12 protein-coding genes are annotated in these 16,803 nt (G+C 70.1%); 8 read left to right on the top strand and 4 right to left on the bottom strand.

The window, feature by feature from the left end; translation table 11 throughout:
* Nucleotides 1-283: 283 nt before the first annotated feature.
* A complete protein-coding gene (ptsP, locus tag FHT38_RS24985; RefSeq protein WP_091731309.1) occupies nt 284-2,059 on the bottom strand; it encodes a phosphoenolpyruvate--protein phosphotransferase in 1,776 nt (591 codons plus the stop codon).
* 197 nt (nt 2,060-2,256) lie between these two features.
* On the opposite strand from ptsP, the gene FHT38_RS24980 reads away from it, so the two are divergent.
* A complete protein-coding gene (locus tag FHT38_RS24980) occupies nt 2,257-3,105 on the top strand; it encodes a GNAT family N-acetyltransferase (RefSeq protein WP_183493563.1) in 849 nt (282 codons plus the stop codon).
* Nucleotides 3,106-3,170: 65 nt separating this feature from the next.
* On the opposite strand, the gene FHT38_RS24975 is transcribed toward FHT38_RS24980, so the two are convergent.
* From FHT38_RS24975 to FHT38_RS24965, 3 genes are all read right to left on the bottom strand, one after another.
* Nucleotides 3,171-3,440 (bottom strand): HPr family phosphocarrier protein, encoded by a 270-nt coding sequence (locus FHT38_RS24975; protein ID WP_091731299.1) that lies wholly within the window; start codon nt 3,438-3,440, stop codon nt 3,171-3,173.
* Nucleotides 3,437-3,859, bottom strand: a complete 423-nt coding sequence (locus FHT38_RS24970; protein WP_254783511.1) for a PTS sugar transporter subunit IIA — start codon at nt 3,857-3,859, stop codon at nt 3,437-3,439. The genes FHT38_RS24975 and FHT38_RS24970 overlap by 4 nt, the downstream gene beginning before the upstream one ends.
* Before the next feature lie 85 nt (nt 3,860-3,944).
* A complete protein-coding gene (locus tag FHT38_RS24965; RefSeq protein ID WP_183493562.1) occupies nt 3,945-4,463 on the bottom strand; it encodes a hypothetical protein in 519 nt (172 codons plus the stop codon).
* Between the two features lie 74 nt (nt 4,464-4,537).
* Here FHT38_RS24965 and FHT38_RS24960 point away from each other — a divergent pair, with 74 nt between their 5' ends.
* The 7 genes from FHT38_RS24960 (at nt 4,538) to FHT38_RS24930 (ending at nt 16,802) form a co-directional block, all read left to right on the top strand.
* The gene (locus FHT38_RS24960; protein WP_183493561.1) at nt 4,538-5,803 is read left to right on the top strand and encodes a CaiB/BaiF CoA-transferase family protein; all 1,266 of its coding nucleotides are present in this window, start codon (nt 4,538-4,540) and stop codon (nt 5,801-5,803) included.
* The gene (locus FHT38_RS24955) at nt 5,800-6,555 is read left to right on the top strand and encodes an alpha/beta fold hydrolase (protein WP_183493560.1); all 756 of its coding nucleotides are present in this window, start codon (nt 5,800-5,802) and stop codon (nt 6,553-6,555) included. The genes FHT38_RS24960 and FHT38_RS24955 overlap by 4 nt, the downstream gene beginning before the upstream one ends.
* 172 nt (nt 6,556-6,727) lie before the next feature.
* Nucleotides 6,728-7,897: a hypothetical protein gene (locus FHT38_RS24950; protein WP_183493559.1), complete on the top strand. Its 1,170-nt coding sequence runs from the start codon at nt 6,728-6,730 to the stop codon at nt 7,895-7,897.
* A 66-nt stretch (nt 7,898-7,963) separates the two neighbouring features.
* Nucleotides 7,964-8,473, top strand: a complete 510-nt coding sequence (locus FHT38_RS24945; RefSeq protein WP_091731282.1) for a TlpA disulfide reductase family protein — start codon at nt 7,964-7,966, stop codon at nt 8,471-8,473.
* A 232-nt stretch (nt 8,474-8,705) separates the two neighbouring features.
* Entirely contained in the window at nt 8,706-10,346 is a 1,641-nt protein-coding gene (locus FHT38_RS24940; RefSeq protein ID WP_183493558.1) for an MdtA/MuxA family multidrug efflux RND transporter periplasmic adaptor subunit, read from the top strand.
* Nucleotides 10,347-10,371: 25 nt separating this feature from the next.
* Complete coding sequence (locus FHT38_RS24935; RefSeq protein WP_183493557.1) at nt 10,372-13,629, top strand: MdtB/MuxB family multidrug efflux RND transporter permease subunit; 3,258 nt, start codon at nt 10,372-10,374, stop codon at nt 13,627-13,629.
* On the top strand, nt 13,626-16,802 hold the full coding sequence (locus FHT38_RS24930) for a multidrug efflux RND transporter permease subunit (RefSeq protein WP_183493556.1): 3,177 nt from the start codon (nt 13,626-13,628) through the stop codon (nt 16,800-16,802). Before FHT38_RS24935 ends, FHT38_RS24930 begins: the two co-directional genes overlap by 4 nt.
* Nucleotide 16,803 lies beyond the last annotated feature (1 nt).

Genomic DNA, 16,803 nt, shown 5'->3' with positions numbered 1-16,803 from the left:
AGATTATGAACGATTCTTTTTGAATCCGTCAAGCAGTCTGCGAAATTATTTTCAGCGTCGACTGCGAGAATCTCGCCGCCAAATGAAAACCGGGAAACCCAGTCAAATCATTTGACTACCTCGGCATATCCTCCGAGGCCGCCGCTCAAAACGTTGTCGTGAGCAGCGAAGACCGAGAGTCTAGCACGAGTTTTTTCGGTCGCGCAACTCCCTCGTCATCTGATCGTCATGACGCGCGTTTGGCGAGCCCCACCCCTATATAGGGAGCGCCGGCCGTCCTGCGTCAATGCAGCCGTGACTGCGGCGCCAGCGCCTCCAGCGCCGCTTTCGCGGGCTCATCGCTTTCCAGGATCCGCGGCAGCGCTGCCGACAGTCGCGGCACGTCCGCCCGAAGGATCCGCTGTTTGACCGACGGGATCTGGGAAGGGTGCATCGAGAAGCAAGTCAGCCCCATGGCCAACAGCAGGTCGGTGAAGGCCGAATCCCCCGCCATCTCGCCGCATACGCTGACTTCCTTGCCGGCCGCCCGAGCCTGGGCGATGGCATTGGCCAGTAGGTGAAGGACCGCGGGATGCCAGGGGTCATACAGATGCGCGACCGCCTCGTCGGCGCGATCGATGGCCAGCGTGTACTGGATCAGGTCGTTGGTCCCGATGGACACGAAGTCCACGTGCCTGAGCAACTGCGGCAGCATGATGGCCGCCGCCGGCACCTCCACCATGACGCCAAGTTGCACCTCGCCGTACGCCTGGCCGGTCTCGTCCAGTTGGCCCTTGACCCGCTTGATGGTTTCCTGGATCTGACGGATCTCCCCCAGGTGGGCCACCATCGGCACCAGCAGCTTCACCTTGCCAAAGGCGCTTGCCCGATAGATGGCCCGCAATTGCTGACGGAACATGCTCGGCTCCGCCAGGCTCCAGCGGATCGCTCGCAGGCCCATCGCCGGATTGAGCACATGCTCGTGGCGGAGTTCATTGACCGACATCCGATCCAGGGGCTTGTCCGCGCCGATGTCCACCGTGCGGATCGTCACCGGCAGGCCGGCCATCGCCTCGACGGCACTCTTGTAGGCAGCGAACTGCTCTTCCTCGCTGGGCAGGTCGCCCTCGCGGTTCATGAACAGGAACTCGCTGCGGAACAGGCCGACGCCGGTCGCGCCCGAGGCCAGCGCCGCCACGGTGTCGCCCGGCAGTTCGATGTTGGCGTGAAGCTCGATGCGCTGCCCGTCCATCGTGATCGCCGGCGTGTGGCGCAATCGGGCCAGCCGCGCGTTCTCGAGCTCCGCCTGGCGCTGCCTGAACCGGTACTCCTCCAGCACGATGGGGGAAGGATTGACGATGACCGTCCCGGCATCGCCGTCGATGATCACCCAATCGTCCTGGCGGATCAGCCGCGAGGCCTCGCGCGTTCCCACCACGGCGGGAATGGCCATGCTGCGAGCCACGATGGCGGTGTGAGAGGTCTTCCCCCCGATGTCGGTGATGAAGCCCTGGAAGACGCTGCGCTTGAACTGGATCATGTCCGCCGGCGCGATGTCGGCGGCTACCAGCAGCAAGGGATCCTCGCCGGCGAAGTCGCGCGCGACCACGGCCGAGGCGCCACTGGGCGACTCGTCCTGCTCGGTGGCGAGCGCAGCCAGCACGCGCTCGACCACCTGCTCCAGGTCGGCCTTGCGCTCGCGCAGGTAGTCGTCCTCCATTTCGTCGAACTGGCGCGCCAGCACCTCGAGTTGCGCCGACAGCGCCCACTCGGCGTTGTAGTGGCGGTCGACGATCCAGTCGCGGGCGGCATCGACGAGCGCCTCGTCGTTCAGCAGCAGCAGGTGGACATCCAGCAGCGCGTCGAGCTCATGCGGCGCGTCCTCCGGCAGCTCGGCCTTGAGGGCCTGCAGCTCGCGCGTCACCGCGTCGCGACCGCGGACCAGCCGCGCATATTCCTGCTCCGCGTCGGCGGCGCCAATGAAGTAGTGGGCGACGTCGACGCGGCTGGACGCGACCAGCACGGCTCGGCCGATCGCCACGCCGCGGGAAACGGGAATGCCGAAGACCTGGAAACTCATGCGCCGACTTTAGCAGCGGGTGTCGAAGCCCTCTTGAGCCGCAGGTGAACTTGCGAAAACCCCTGTGAGCCCGGCGTCAATCGTCCGTGCGGGCGAGCGTGACGACGGCACGACTGTCATGGTTCGTTCACTTGAGGGTCACCGACGCGTCACCGCCGCCGCTCAGCATCCCGGCATCACTTCAGCGAGGCTTTGCCATGAGGGATCTGCCGCTGCCCACCCTGCCCTTCTCCGATCTGCGCCCCGCCGAGGCGCCCCGGAGGTCACTTCCAGCCAGCTCCCAAGACGTCGTTGTCGACGCTGCGCGCGCTCGCTTCCATGTGGGTTGGGCGCGCACGGAGGACGAGGTCCGGCAGGCCCAGCGCCTGAGGTACCAGGTCTTCGTCGACGAAATGGGCGCGCGGCTGAGCGTGCCCGCCGGTGCGCCCGCCGGTCATGACATCGACCTCTTCGATCCCTTCTGCGAGCACCTGCTCGTGCGCACGCTCGACGAGCACGGCCAACCGGCCGAGGTGATCGGCACTTACCGGGTGCTGACGCCGGAGGCGGCCCGCCGCGCCGGCGGCCTGTACAGCGAGACGGAGTTCGACCTGACCCGACTGCGCTCGCTGCGCCCCCGCATGGTCGAGCTGGGCCGCTCCTGCGTGCATCCGGACCACCGCCATGGCGGCGCCATCATGGCGCTGTGGGGCGCGCTGGCCGAATTCATGGTCCGCAACAACCTGGACACGATGATCGGCTGCGCCTCCATCAGCATGCGCGACGGCGGCCACTACGCGGCCAGCCTGTGGCGCCAGCTCGAAGGCAGCCATCTGGCCGACATCGCGTGGCAGGTGCGCCCCCGCCTGCCGCTGCCGGTCGACGACCTGCGCCAGGACCTGGTCGTCGAGCCGCCGCCGCTGATCAAGGGTTACCTGCGCGTTGGTGCGCGCATCCTGGGCCGTCCCGCCTGGGATCCGGACTTCAACACCGCCGACCTGCCGATGATCATGCGCATCGCGGACCTGCCGGCGCGCTACCGCAAGCACTTCCTCGGCGGTCTTTGAGGACGCCCGTCCATGCAGAAATGAAAAGGGCTGCCTCGGCAGCCCTTTCTCGTGACGTGGCCGCCTTACTGGCCTTCGCCGAACTTGTCGTTGACCAGCGCGGTGATCGCCTCGTGCGCGGCCTGCTCGTCCTCGCCCGTGGTCTCGAGTTCCACTTCGGCGCCGATCCCGGCGGCCAGCATCATCACGCCCATGATGCTCTTGGCGTTCACGCGCCGGCCGTTGCGGGTCATGAACACCTCCGCCTTGAATCCCCCCGCCAGTTTGGTCAGCTTCGCCGAGGCACGGGCATGCAGGCCCAGCTTGTTGCTGATGGTGAGGGTCGACTTGATCATGAGCAGGAAGGTTGGGACGAGGAGTGGGTGGAGCACGGCGCCGTCGCGTCGCACAGGATCCCCTGGGTACCGCCCTGGCTGGCGCGCTGCAGCAGCGCATCCAGTCCTTCGCCGGCGTAGCACAGCGAGCGCCACAACATCGGCACGTTGACGCCGGTCAGCACCTTGACCTGCTCGCCTTGCAGGCGCAGCGCGGCATTCGTCGGTGTGGCGCCATAGACGTCGGTCAGCACCAGGGTCTGCAGATGTCCGGAGGCGCTGATCAGCGCCCGCGCCAGCGACTCGACATCGTCGGCGCTCATCTCCGGCGTCACGTCCAGCACGCTGAGCTGCAGCGCGCAGTGCGGGAACGTGTGCTCGGCCACCTGCTTGAGCGCGGTGGCCAGCGGAGCATGGGCGATCAGCAGCAGGCCGGACATGGGGCGCATTATCGTGCGGCGCAGCATGGCGCGGGCGGGGCCCGCACAAATCCTCAATCCGGGGGAGGACGCCTTGGTGGTCCCCTCAAAGGGGCAGTTGCACCGACCCCAGGAACACGTCCCAGGCTTCCGCGTCCAGGCGCTCGCCCTGCAGCAGCAGCTGGTACAGGCGCCCCTCCCGGGAGAACACGGCCTGGCGCACCTGCTGGGCCGGCCGGCCCGGCCGGGCCTCGAAGGCCTGCTGGAACGCTTCGGGATCGACGGCGATCCCGCGGACGCCGAGTGGCGCCGAGGCGCCGGGAGCCATCTGCCGGGCGATGCCGTCGTGCATGCGGCGCATCGCCGCGGAGGTCGCGCGCGCGTCGCCCAGGTCGGTCCAGGTGAAGGAGAACTGCCCGCCGCGGGCCTTGCAGCTCATGGAGCGCACGACGACCGGCTGGCCGGCGGGTCCGGGCTGGGTGCGTTCCTCGCGTTCGGGCTTGCAGGGGAACATCAGCGAGACCTGCGCGCCTTCCGGATCGACCTTGCGCCAGTTCAACGCGGGACTGCAGCCGGCGGCCAGCACCAGCGGCAGGATCGGAACGAGCGGGGCCAGTCGTCGCATCGGGCGATTATGGCGGCCGTGCGACCGGCGCCTGCCTCGCGGGCGACCCCGGCGGCATCCCCCACAATGCCCCGATGAGCGAAGCGAACTCCCCCCGTCCCTCCGCCATGGCCCTGCAGGGCGTGCGCGTTCTGGATCTTTCCCGCGTGCTGGCCGGACCCTGGTGCACGCAGACCCTGGCGGACCTCGGCGCCGACGTCATCAAGGTCGAACGCCCCCCCAGAGGCGGCCATCCCGGCGGGGACGACACCCGCGGATGGGGGCCCCCCTATCTGAAGGACCGCGACGGCCAGGACACCGCCGAGGCGGCGTACTACCTGGGCGCGAACCGCAACAAGCGCTCGATCGGCGTCGACATCGCCAGTCCCAAGGGCCAGGCGCTGATCCGCGAACTGGCCCTGCGCGCGGACGTGGTGGTCGAGAACTACAAGGTCGGCGACCTGACCCGCTACGGCCTGGATGCGCCGGCGCTGCTCGCGCTCAATCCGCGGCTGGTGTTCTGCTCGGTCACCGGCTTCGGCCAGACCGGCCCCTACCGGGACCGCGCCGGCTACGACTACGCGGTCCAGGGCCTGGGCGGTCTGATGAGCGTCACCGGCGAGGCCGACGCGCTGCCCGGCGGCGGACCGCAGAAGGTCGGCGTGGCGGTGGCCGACCTGTTCACCGGCATGTATGCGACGGTGGCGATCCTGGCCGCGCTGCGCCACCGCGACGCGACCGGCGAGGGCCAGGTCGTCGACATGGCGCTGCTGGACACGCAGGTGGCGATGCTGGCCAACCTGGGCGCGAACTACCTGAGCACCGGCCAGGCGCCGCGCCGCATGGGCAATGCCCACCAGAACATCGTGCCGTACCAGGTCTTCCAGGCCAGCGACGGCCACCTGATCGTCGCCGTCGGCAACGACGGCCAGTTCGTCAAGTTCTGCGAACTGCTCGGCGTGCCCGAGCTGGCCCGCGACCCGCGCTACGCGACCAACGCCCAGCGGGTGCGGCACCGCGAGGCGCTGGTCCCGCTGCTGGCCGAGCGCATCGCCGCGCGCCCGCGTCAGCACTGGCTGGGCGCGATGGAAGCGGCCAAGGTGCCGGGCGGCGCGATCAACGACCTGGCCGAGGTCTTCGAGGATCCGCAGGTGCGGCATCGCGGCATGGTCGTGCCGATGGCGCATCCGCTGAGCGACGCGCTACGCGTCGTCGCCAGCCCGATGAAGCTGTCCGGCACGCCGGTGGCCTACCGATTGCCCCCGCCGCTGCTGGGACAACACACCGACGAGGTCCTGGCCGAGCTCGGCCACGGCCCCGAGGCCATCGCCGCCTGGCGCGAGGAAGGAGTCATCGCATGAGCAGCACCGATCGAGACGGCGCGGATCGACCGCGGGGCGTGGACATCGTGCTGGTGCACGGCGCGTGGCTGGGCGCCTGGGCGTGGAAGCGGGTGCTGGCGCCGCTGCGGGCGGCCGGCCATCGTGTCTTCCCGGTGACGCTGAGCGGCGTCGGCGAGCGGGCGCACCAGCCCCACGAGGGCATCCGCCTGCAAACCCACATCGACGACGTCAAGGCCGTCATCGAGTGCGAAGAACTGAGCGACGTGCTGCTGGTCGGCCACAGCTACAGCGGCATGGTGATCACCGGCGTGGCCGACCAGTTGCCGACCCGCATCGCGCGGCTGGTCTACCTGGACGCGGTGGTGCCGGAACCGGGCGAGTCCTGGTCCAGCCGCCACACGCCGGAGACGCAGGCGCAGCGGCGCGAGCTGATCGCGAAATTCGGCCACCTGCCGGTGACCGAGCCGCACGGCATGGGGCTCAAGCCGGAGGACTTCGACTGGATGATGCGCTGCCAGCGCCCGCAGCCGGGCGGCGTCTACGACAGCCCGCTGGACTTCGACAAGGAGGCCTGGCTGGCGCGGCCGCGCACCTTCATCGACTGCAACCGGCCGGCCCTGCTCACCATCGCGGCCGCACGCGAGCGCGCCCGCAGTCAGCCCGGCTGGGAACGCTTCGAGATCCCGACCGGCCACCAGGTGATGATCTCGGCGCCCGAGGCGCTCATCGAGCGCTTGCTCATGCTGGCCGACCGCCAGGCCCAGGGCTGACGGATCGTCCGCCATCCGCCCCCGCCCCCCTGGGAAACGTGAGCCATTTCACGGCATCCCCCCAGGGGGGCGGTTGCCCCCGACTCACGGGATGGCCTCCCCCAGGACCGCGCGGAACCATGGCGCCTCCCCGCCCCGGCATGCCGCCGGCGGCCCACCCGAACGAGAGAGCATGTCCCGCCCGCCCCCCACCGTGGCCGCGCCGCTGGCCGCCAATGACATGGTGCAGCGCCCCAGCGATTCCCAATGGGGCGACATCGTCCAGCAGCTCGGCGCCGAGATCGCCGGCCCGCTGAGCGGGGCCCTGGAGCGCATCCACGCCTTGATCAGCAGTGGCCAGATCGATCGCCAGGGCCTGCGGGCGCTGCGCGACGCGGTGGCGCAGGCCCGCGAGGCCGGGATGGTCAGCCAGCAACTGGCCCGGCTGGCCTCGGGCCGGCTGCGGCTGTCGCGCGAGCAGGTGTCGCTGACGCAGGTGCTGCGCGGCGTGCTGGCGCAGCGCAGCCGCGAGACCCAGGCGCGCGGCATCCAGATCCGCCAGCTGCTGCAACCGATCGAGGTGATGACCGACGCGTCGCTGCTGTTCTCGCTGCTGAACGCGGTGATGGACTGGGCGCTCACGAACACGCATTCCTCGCTGGAGATGCGGCTGGACCTGACGCCCTGGCCCGCCAAGGCGCGGCTGCTGTGCCGCTTCGCCCACCGCTCGCTGGACCTGGGCAGCGCGCCCTCGTCGGCGATCAACGAACCGCCCGAATCGCTGAACTCGCTGACCTGGCGCCTGATCGAGCAGACCGCGCTGACGATCGGCGCGCTGCCGCTGCGCGAGGACGAGGCCGGCATCACGATGCTGACGCTGGAGTTCCCGCACCTGGCCGGCGACGAGCCCGGCGCGCAGCACGGCCCCGCGCCGGTCGCGCCGCCGGACCGGCCCGAACTCGACGATCCGACGCCGTCGCACAACTCCAAGCCGCTGGCGGGCTGCCACCTGCTGATCGTCTCGCCGCGCCGCGAGTTGCGGCAGGAGATCCAGGCCGCGGTGCGCCACATGGGCCTGATCATCGACGCCGTGGGCTCGATGGACGAAGCCCTGCAGTTCTGCGAGGAAGGCCTGCCGCACGGCATCGCCTTCGAGCAGTCGCTGCGCGACGCGGACTTCGATCGCCTGCGCGCCGACATCACCGGCGAGGTGCCCAACTTCAGCTTCGTCGAGGTGATGGACGGCGACCAGCAGACGCAGCTCTCGACCGCGACGGCCGACCACATGGCGCGGATCTCGCGGCAGAACCTGCAGGACGCGCTGCCGTCGGTGCTGCTCTTCGAGCTGTCCAAGGCGCTGTGAGGCCCCCCCCCGCCCAAGCCCCTGCCCGGTGACGGGCCACGGACGACCGGCATACACTCGCCCCCCATGAAGCTGCCTCGCTGGACCGGACTCCTGTTGTTGGTTGCCGCCGTCGGTGTCGGCGCCGGCCTCGCCTACGAGGGCCTGAAGCCCGAACCCGCCCCCCAGGTGGATTACGTGCTGCTCGACGGTTCGAAGCACGCGTCCGCGCAGGCCTGGTCCGGCAAGGTGATGCTGGTCAACTTCTGGGCCACGTCCTGCACCACCTGCGTCAAGGAAATGCCCAACGTCATCGCGACGCATCAGAAGTACAAGGACAAGGGTTTCGACACGCTGGCGGTGGCCATGAGCTATGACCCGCCGGCCTATGTCGCGAACTATGCCGAGACCCGCCAACTGCCCTTCGGCGTCGCGATGGACAGCACCGGCGAGATCGCGCGCCGCTTCGGCAAGGTGCAACTCACGCCCACCACCTTCCTGATCAACAAGCGGGGCGAGATCGTCAAGCGCTTCGTCGGCGAGCCCGACTTCGCCGCGCTGCACGGCACGATCGAGAAGCTGCTCGCCGAGAGCTGATCCGCCCTCGCCGCCCCGAAGCATGCCGCTCCTCGAGCGGCATTTTTCTTGGCCGCTCCTCGGGCGGGGCCGGACGCTTTGCGATTCTTTTCGTCGGCGACACCAGGCTGCTGTCGCCAGATACTAGGGTGTCGACATGCCCGCCGACCCTGCGCCCTGACGGCGCCGCGACGGCCAGCCCGCGTCCCGCTCCCGGCCCGCCAGAGGCCCTCCGCACCAGCGACCGACCCGCATGAACACCAACAACAAGCTGCCCTGCCCGCCGGTCCCCGGCCCCGTCCGCATCCCTGGCGTCCCGAGGCGCCGCCAACAACAAGGCCGCGCGACGCCGTGGATCCTCGCCCTCGTCGTGCTGGCCGCGGCCGCCGGCGGCTGGTGGTGGTGGAAGGGCCGCGGCGCGGACGGCGAGGCCGGCGGCGGACCCGCGCGCGCCGCCAGCGGTCCCGGCGGCGCCAGCCCGGCCGGCGCCGGCGGACGGGGCGGCCGCTTTGCCGCCAACCGGGTGCAGCCGGTCTCGGTGACGCCCGCGCGGCTGCAGGACATCCGTCACACCGCCTCCGCCATCGGCACCATCAGCGCTTCCAACACCGCCGTCGTGCGCGCGCAGGTCAGCGGCGTGCTGCAGCAGCTGCACTTCACCGAGGGCCAGCAGGTGAAGGCCGGACAGCCGCTGGCGCAGATCGACCCGCGCGCCTTCCAGGCCGCGCTCGGCCAGGCCGAGGGCCAGCTGGCCCGCGACAAGGCCACGCTGGACAACGCGCGCATCGACCTGGCCCGCTACCAGGACCTGCTCGCCAAGGACGCGATCGCCCGCCAGCAGGTCGACACGCAGCAGGCGACGGTCCGCCAGCTCGATGGCACGGTGAAGGCCGACCAGGCCGCCGTGGACAGCGCCCGGCTGCAGGTCACCTACACCCGGGTGCTGGCGCCGATCTCGGGCCGCGTCGGCCTGAAGCAGGTCGACATCGGCAACGTCGTGCAGACCAGCGACGCCAACGGCGTGGTCAGCATCACGCAGACGCGGCCCATCGCGCTGACCTTCGCCGTGCCGTCGGCGCTGCTGCCCCAAGTGACCGCCGGCCTGAAGGACAAGGCGTCGCTGACGGTGGAAGCCTGGAGCCGCGACGGCAAGACGCGCCTGGCGACCGGCCGGCTCGCGACCGCCGACAACGCCATCGACCTGAGCACCGACACGATCAAGCTCAAGGCGCTGTTCCCGAACGAGGACGACGCGCTCTACCCCAACCAGTCGGTGAGCGTGAAGCTGCAACTCGCCACCGAGGCCAACCGCCTGGCCGTGCCGGCCGCCGCGGTGCTGCGCGGCGCGCAGGGCTTCTACGTCTACGTCGTCGGCCCGGACAACACCGTGAGCACGCGCGTCGTGCAGACCGGCGCGGTCGACGGCGACTGGATGGCGGTGGACGGCCCGCTGCAGGCCGGTGACCGCATCGTCGTGGACGGCGTCGACCGCCTGCGCGAGGGCGCCAAGGTCGAGGTCATCGCCAACGACCCGAAGCAGCGCGCCGGTGCCAACGCGGCGCCGCGACGCGGCCGCGGCGCGAGCGCACCGGGCGGCGCGGCCTCCGGCGCGCGCGGCGGCAGCCGTCACGCCTCGGGCGCTTCCGCTCCCGCCACTTCCGCGACCCCCGGCGACAACGGCAACCCGGCCGACGCGGCGCTGCGCGCGCCCACCGCCGAGGCGCGCAACGACGCGGCCCAGTCCGGCGGCGAGCGCCCGGCCTGGCTGGATCGGCTGCCGCCGGACCTGCAGGACAAGGTCATGAAGATGAGCCCCGCCGAGCGCGAGGCCTGGATCGCCGAGCGCCGCGCCGAACGCGCCAAGCGCCAGGCCGCCTCCGGCAACGCCCGCTGACCGCGACGAGGGCAAGGCCATGGCCATGAACCCGTCCCGTCCCTTCATCGAGCGGCCGGTCGCGACCTCGCTGCTGATGCTGGCCATCCTGCTGGCGGGCCTGCTGGCCTACCGGCTGCTGCCGCTGTCGGCGCTGCCCGAGGTCGACTACCCCACCATCCAGGTCACGACGCTCTATCCGGGCGCGAGCCCCGACGTCATCTCCACCACCGTCACCGCGCCGCTGGAGCGCCAGTTCGGCCAGATGCCGGGGCTGGGGCAGATGACCTCGTCGAGCTCGGGCGGCGCCTCGGTGATCACGCTGCGCTTCTCGCTGGGCCTGTCGCTGGACGTGGCCGAGCAGGAGGTGCAGGCCGCGATCAATGCCGGATCGAACCTGCTGCCCTCCGACCTGCCGATGCCGCCGGTCTACAGCAAGGTCAATCCGGCCGACGCGCCGGTGATGACGATCGCGGTGACCTCGCCCTCGCTGCCGGTCATCAAGGTGCATGACCTGGTGGAGAACCGCCTCGCGCCCAAGCTGTCGCAGGTCGACGGCGTGGGCCTGGTGAGCATCGCCGGCGGCCGCCGGCCCGCCGTGCGCATCCAGGCCAACCCGAGCACGCTGGCCGCGCTGGGCCTGTCGCTGGACGACGTGCGCAGCGCCATCGCCTCGGCCAACGTCAACCAGGCCAAGGGCAGCTTCGACGGCGCGCAGCGCGCCTCCACCATCGACGCCAACGACCAGCTGCGCTCCGCCGCCGAGTACCAGAACCTGATCATTGCCTGGAAGAACGGCAACCCGCTGCGGCTCAGCGATGTCGCCCAGATCGTCGACGACGCCGAAAACCTGCGCCTGGCGGCCTGGGCCGACACGACGCCGGGCGTGATCCTGAACGTGCAGCGCCAGCCCGGCGCCAACGTGATCCAGACCGTCGACCGGGTGAAGGCGCTGCTGCCCAAGCTGCAGGGCACGCTGCCGGCCTCGGTCGACGTGCAGATCCTGGCCGACCGCACCACCACGATCCGCGCCTCGGTCGACGACACCGAGATCGAGCTGCTGCTCGCCATCGCGCTGGTGGTGGCGGTGATCTTCCTGTTCCTGCGCAGCGGCAGCGCCACGCTGATCCCCAGCGTCGCGGTGCCGCTGTCGCTGGTGGGCACCTTCGGCGTGATGTACCTGGCCGGCTTCTCGATCAACAACCTGACGCTGATGGCGCTGACGATCTCCACGGGCTTCGTCGTCGACGACGCGATCGTGATGATCGAGAACATCGCCCGCTACGTCGAGGAAGGCGACTCGCCGATGGAGGCCGCCTTCAAGGGCTCGAGGCAGATCGGCTTCACCATCATCTCGCTGACCGTCTCGCTGATCGCGGTGCTGATCCCGCTGCTGTTCATGGGCGACGTGGTGGGCCGGCTGTTCCATGAATTCGCGATCACGCTGGCGGTGGCCATCCTGATCTCGGCCTTCGTGTCGCTGACGCTGACGCCGATGATGAGCGCGCGGCTGCTGAAGCCGGAGACCGAGCAGAAGCACTCGCGGCTGGGCACCTGGTTCGGCGAGAAGTTCGAGGCCATGATCCAGGGCTACGGCCGCGCGCTGGACTGGGTGCTGGACCGTCCGGTGCTGACGCTGCTGGGCTTCGCCGCCACGCTGGCGCTGACCGCGCTGCTGTACGTGGTCGTGCCCAAGGGCTTCTTCCCGGTGCAGGACACCGGCCTGGTGCAGGTGATCACCGAAGCGACGCAGAGCACTTCCTTCGATGCGATGAGCGAGCGCCAGCAGCAGCTCGCCGAGGTCTTCCTGAAGGATCCGGACGTCGACCACATCGCGTCCTTCATCGGCGTGGACGGCGCGAACGCGTCGCTGAACACCGGCCGGATGCAGATCACGCTCAAGCCCTTCGCGCAGCGCCACGCGTCGGCCACCGAGGTCATCGCGCGGCTGGGCGACCTGAACCGCCAGGTGCCCGGCATCACCGCCTACATGCAGCCGGTGCAGGACCTGACCATCGAGGATCGCGTCTCCAAGACGCAGTACCAGTTCCTGCTGAGCTCGCCGGACTCGACCGACCTGCAGAAGGCCAACGACGCGCTACTGGAGCGGCTCAAGCAGCTGCCGCAGCTGGCCGACGTCGCCAGCGATCTGCAGAACCAGGGCCTGCAGGCCTGGGTGCAGATCGACCGCGAGGCGGCCGGCCGGCTCGGCGTCACGGTCGCATCGATCGACACCGCGCTCTACAACGCCTTCGGCCAGCGGCTGATCTCGACGATCTACACGCAGGCCAGCCAGTACCGCGTGGTGCTGGAGGCGGCGTCGGAATTCCGCAGCGGCCCGCGCGCGCTCGAAGGGCTGTATGTGCCGGGCAGCACAACGACGACCAGTGCGACCAGTGCGACCGGCACGGCCGCCACCACGACGGTGCAGGTGCCGCTGAGCTCGGTGGCGCAGATCGTCGAGCGGCCGGCGGCGCTGGCGATCAACCATGTGGCGCAGTTCCCGGCCGCGACGATCTCCTTCAACCTGCCGCCCGGCGTCGCGCTGGGCGACGCGGTGCAGGCGATCAAGGCCGAGCAGGCGAAGCTGGACCTGCCCATCAGCGTCGAGACCAGCTTCCAGGGCGCGGCCGAGGCCTTCAGCAATTCGCTGTCCAGCACGCTGTTCCTGATCCTGGCCGCGGTGGTCACCATGTACATCGTGCTGGGCGTGCTCTACGAGAGCTACATCCATCCGGTCACCATCCTGTCGACGCTGCCCTCGGCCGGCGTCGGCGCGCTGCTGGCGCTGCTGATCGGCGGGCTGGACCTGGGGATCATCGCGATCATCGGCATCGTGCTGCTGATCGGCATCGTGAAGAAGAACGCGATCATGATGATCGACTTCGCGCTCGAGGCCGAGCGCGAGCAAGGCCTCGATCCACGCGCCGCGATCCACCAGGCCTCGCTGCTGCGCTTCCGTCCGATCCTGATGACGACGATGGCCGCGCTGCTCGGCGCGCTGCCGCTGATGCTGGGCACCGGCGTCGGCCATGAACTGCGGCATCCGCTGGGCGTGACCATGGTCGGCGGCCTGATCGTGAGCCAGCTGCTGACGCTGTTCACGACGCCGGTGATCTACCTCGGCTTCGCGCGCATGGCGCAGCGCTGGCGCGAACGCCGTGGCGTGAAGCGCGAAACGCGCGCCGCGGCGCAGCACCGCGGTCCCGACGCGCCGGAGATCGCCGATCCGGCCGCGCCGCTCGCGCCCGCCGGTCCGAGCCTGCTCCGGCAACCGGGCGATGACGGCGGAGCGCCGCGATGAATATTTCAGCGCCGTTCATCGCGCGTCCGGTCGCGACGACGCTGATCACGATCGGCATCGCGCTGGCGGGGATGCTGGGCTACCACTTCCTGCCGATCGCGCCGCTGCCGCAGGTGGACTTCCCGACGATCTCGGTGTCCGCCTCGCTGCCAGGTGCCAGCCCCGACACGATGGCCGCGACGGTGGCCACGCCGCTGGAGCGCGCGCTGGGCAGCATCGCCGGCGTGACCGAGATCACCTCGCGCTCCTCGCTGGGCTCGAGCAGCGTGACCCTGCAGTTCGACCTGAGCCGCGACATCAACGGCGCCGCGCGCGACGTGCAGGCGGCGATCAACGCCGCGCGCACGCTGCTGCCCTCGGGCCTGCCCAGCAATCCGACCTACCGCAAGGTCAACCCGGCCGACGCGCCGATCATGATCCTGGCGCTGACGTCGAAGACGCTGACGCGCGGCCAGATGTACGACACCGCCTCGACGGTGCTTGCGCAGCGGCTGGCCCAGGTGGACGGCGTCGGGCAGGTCAACGTCGGCGGCGGCGCGCTGCCGGCGGTGCGGGTGGAGCTCAACCCGGACAAGCTGGCGGCCAACGGCATCGCACTGGACCAGGTGCGCCAGGCCATCACCAACACCAACGCGAACCGGCCCAAGGGCGCGGTCGAACAAGGCGGCCGCTACTGGCAGGTCGGCGCCAACGACCAGGCCCGCACCGCCGCGGAGTACGCGCCGGTGGTGCTGTCCTACCGCGACGGTGCGGCGCTGCGGCTGCGCGACGTGGCCGAGGTCAGCGACTCGGTCCAGGACGTGCGCAACTACGGCGCGTCCAACGGCCAGCCGGCGATCCTGCTGTTCATCCAGAAGGAGCCGGGCGCCAACATCATCGAGACCGTCGCCCATGTGCGCGAGCTGCTGCCGCGCCTGCAGGCCTCGATCCCGCCCGCCATCGAGCTCAAGGTCATCAGCGACCGCACGCCGACGATCCGGGCCTCGCTGGACGAGGTGCAGCGCGCGATGGCGATCGCCGTCGGGCTGGTGATCCTGGTGGTGCTGCTGTTCCTGCGCAGCTGGCGCGCGACGCTGCTGCCGGCGGTGGCGGTGCCGGTCTCGCTGGCCGGCACCTTCGGCGTGATGTACCTGTGCGGCTACAGCCTGGACAACCTGTCGGCGATGGCGCTGACGGTGGCCACCGGCTTCGTCGTCGACGACGCGATCGTGGTGCTGGAGAACATCACCCGCTACATCGAGCAGGGCCTGACGCCGGTCGAGGCCGCGCTGCGCGGCGCGCGCGAGATCGGCTTCACGGTGATCTCGATCAGCCTGTCGCTGGTGGCGGTCTTCATCCCCATCCTGCTGATGGGCGGCGTCGTGGGGCGGCTGTTCCGCGAGTTCGCGGTGGTGCTGTCGGCGTCCATCCTGGTGTCGATGGTGGTGTCGCTGACGACGACGCCGATGATGGCCTCGCGGGTGCTCCGGGCCCGCCCGGAACCCGCGCACGGCGCGGCGGTGCGGCGCCAGGGCCGGCTCGCGCGCGCGGCCGGCCGCTTCAACCGCGCGCTGGCGCGGGGCTACCGGCGCTCGCTGATGTGGACGCTGCGCCACCAGCCAGTGGCGCTGCTCTCGCTGGTGGCGGTGATCGCCCTGAACGTGCACCTGTACGGCGTGATCCCCAAGACCTTCTTCCCGCAGCAGGACACCGGCGTGCTCATCGGCGGCGTGCAGGCGGACCAGGGCAGCTCCTTCGAGATGATGCGCAAGCGCGTCGACCGCTTCATGGAGATCATCCTGTCCGACCCGGCGGTGCAGAACGTCAACGGCAGCACCGGCGGCGGGCAGCGCAACTCGGCGAACTTCTACATCACCCTCAAGCCGCTGAAGGAACGCAAGGTCTCGGCCGACCAGGTGGTGAACCGGCTGCGCGACAAGATGGCGCACGAGCCGGGCGCCAACCTCTTCATGGTGCCGGTGCAGGACATCCGCATCGGCGGCCGGCAGGCCAACGCGCAGTACCAGTACACGCTGCAGGCCGACGACCTGGCGGTGCTGCGCGAATGGGAACCGCGGGTGCGCAACGCCCTGTCCAACCTGCCCGAGCTGACCGACGTCAACACCGACCAGCAGGACAAGGGCATGCAGACCTCGCTGGTGATCGACCGCGATGCCGCGGCACGGCTGGGCATCAGCGTCAGCACCATCGACACGACGCTGAACAACGCCTTCGGCCAGCGCCAGGTCGGCGTGATCTACAACCCGCTGAACCAGTACCGCGTGGTGATGGAGCTCGCGCCGGAGTACCTGCAGGGGCCGGAGACGCTGCGCAAGCTCTACGTGACCAGCAGCTCGGACGCGCAGGTGCCGCTGTCGGCGTTCAGCCGCTTCGAGACCACCAACACGCCGCTGTCGGTGAACCACCAGAGCGGCACGCCGGCCTCGACGATCAGCTTCAACCTGCCCGAGGGCGTGTCGCTGTCGCAGGCGACCGACGCGATCAACAACGCGATGGCGGAGCTGGGCATCCCGGTCTCGGTGCGGGGCACCTTCGCGGGCACGGCCAACGCGTTCCAGGATGCGCTGAAGTCGCAGCCCATCCTGATCGGCGCGGCCATCATCGCGATCTACCTGGTGCTGGGCATGCTCTACGAGAGCCTGGTGCATCCGGTGACCATCCTGTCGACGCTGCCGTCGGCGGGCGTGGGCGCGCTGCTGGCGCTGATGATGTTCCACACGGAGTTCTCGATCATTGCCTTGATCGGCGTGGTCCTGCTGATCGGCATCGTGAAGAAGAACGCGATCATGATGATCGACTTCGCCATCGCGCGGCAGCGCACCACCGCGCACCTGACGGCGGGCGCGGCGATCTTCCGCGCGGCCAAGCTGCGGCTGCGGCCCATCCTGATGACGACCTTCGCGGCGATCTTCGGCGCGGTGCCGCTGGCCATCGGCAGCGGCGATGGCGCCGAGCTGCGCCAGCCGCTGGGCATCGCGATCGTCGGCGGCCTGATCCTGAGCCAGCTGCTGACGCTGTACACGACACCGGTCGTGTTCGTGATGATGGAAAGGCTGCGCCAGCGCGTGATGCGGCGCCGCGCGGCGAAACGCGCCGCCGGCGCCGCGCGTCCGCCGCACGAGGCGCCCCCGACGACTCCCGAGCCGCCCGCGGCTCCGACCCTGCAGGGCTGAG

Origin of the sequence: Mitsuaria sp. BK041 (genome assembly GCF_014193085.1) — a bacterium.
Classification (GTDB): Bacteria; Pseudomonadota; Gammaproteobacteria; order Burkholderiales; family Burkholderiaceae_C; genus Roseateles.
The sequence above is the reverse complement of the archived record's forward strand: the minus strand, read 5'-3'. Positions and strand labels throughout refer to the sequence as shown.

Bases quoted from the DNA above. Each gene is read 5' to 3' on its own strand.
- ptsP (WP_091731309.1), bottom strand. From the start codon at position 2,059: ATGAGTTTCCAGGTCTTCGGCATTCCCGTTTCCCGCGGCGTGGCGATC.
- FHT38_RS24980 (WP_183493563.1), top strand. From the start codon at position 2,257: ATGAGGGATCTGCCGCTGCCCACCCTGCCCTTCTCCGATCTGCGCCCC.
- FHT38_RS24975 (WP_091731299.1), bottom strand. From the start codon at position 3,440: ATGATCAAGTCGACCCTCACCATCAGCAACAAGCTGGGCCTGCATGCC.
- FHT38_RS24970 (WP_254783511.1), bottom strand. From the start codon at position 3,859: ATGTCCGGCCTGCTGCTGATCGCCCATGCTCCGCTGGCCACCGCGCTC.
- FHT38_RS24965 (WP_183493562.1), bottom strand. From the start codon at position 4,463: ATGCGACGACTGGCCCCGCTCGTTCCGATCCTGCCGCTGGTGCTGGCC.
- FHT38_RS24960 (WP_183493561.1), top strand. From the start codon at position 4,538: ATGAGCGAAGCGAACTCCCCCCGTCCCTCCGCCATGGCCCTGCAGGGC.
- FHT38_RS24955 (WP_183493560.1), top strand. From the start codon at position 5,800: ATGAGCAGCACCGATCGAGACGGCGCGGATCGACCGCGGGGCGTGGAC.
- FHT38_RS24950 (WP_183493559.1), top strand. From the start codon at position 6,728: ATGTCCCGCCCGCCCCCCACCGTGGCCGCGCCGCTGGCCGCCAATGAC.
- FHT38_RS24945 (WP_091731282.1), top strand. From the start codon at position 7,964: ATGAAGCTGCCTCGCTGGACCGGACTCCTGTTGTTGGTTGCCGCCGTC.
- FHT38_RS24940 (WP_183493558.1), top strand. From the start codon at position 8,706: ATGAACACCAACAACAAGCTGCCCTGCCCGCCGGTCCCCGGCCCCGTC.
- FHT38_RS24935 (WP_183493557.1), top strand. From the start codon at position 10,372: ATGAACCCGTCCCGTCCCTTCATCGAGCGGCCGGTCGCGACCTCGCTG.
- FHT38_RS24930 (WP_183493556.1), top strand. From the start codon at position 13,626: ATGAATATTTCAGCGCCGTTCATCGCGCGTCCGGTCGCGACGACGCTG.